Origin of the sequence: Citrobacter sp. TBCS-14 (genome assembly GCF_005280805.1) — a bacterium.
In the GTDB taxonomy this organism is placed as follows: Bacteria; Pseudomonadota; Gammaproteobacteria; order Enterobacterales; family Enterobacteriaceae; genus Citrobacter; species Citrobacter gillenii.
The window spans coordinates 1-619 of the sequence record NZ_SZWM01001002.1 but is presented as its reverse complement, the minus strand read 5'-3'; the positions used below and the strand labels follow the sequence as shown (position 1 = coordinate 619).

Below are 619 nucleotides of genomic sequence, written 5' to 3'. Positions count from 1 at the left end.
CGTCTTTATTGAAAATGGCAGCAGCAATGCGCTGCTGGCCAGAACGTTGGCAGAACAAAAAGATGTCACCATCATCACGGTCAGTAGCTACATCGCGCACCTGCTCAAAGAAACACCGTGTGAAGTCATTCTCCTCGGTGGGATCTATCAGAAAAAAAGCGAGAGCATGGTCGGACCGCTGACTCGCCAGTTTATTCAGCAGGTACATTTCAGTAAAGCCTTTATCGGTATTGACGGCTGGCAGGCTGACACCGGCTTCACCGGGCGTGATATGATGCGCTCTGATGTGGTTAATGCGGTTCTGGAAAAAGGCGCTGAGGTGATTGTACTCACCGATAGCTCTAAATTTGAGGCCATTCATCCATACACGCTGGGCCCGTTAGACAGATTCAGTCGCGTAGTCACGGACTCCAGACTCAGCGCCAGCGTGCAAATGCAACTTGAACACTCGGGTTTAACCGTCAATATCATTGATGCTCACGCATAATACTTCAGCAGATGATTTGTCCGCGGGCAGATCATCTTCTCTCTGAGACTTATCCGACAGTCCAATTAAGACTTTTTACCTGTCGTTAACAGGATAAAGTCGTAGAATTAATGTTAGCGATATAACAGGAGC

The 619-nt window shown here is 48.1% G+C and carries 1 pseudogene; it reads left to right on the top strand.

The features are described 5' to 3' along the window. Positions 1 to 487, top strand: a pseudogene (locus tag FDX22_RS22620) (DeoR/GlpR transcriptional regulator); the annotation flags it as partial. Positions 488 to 619 lie beyond the last annotated feature (132 nt).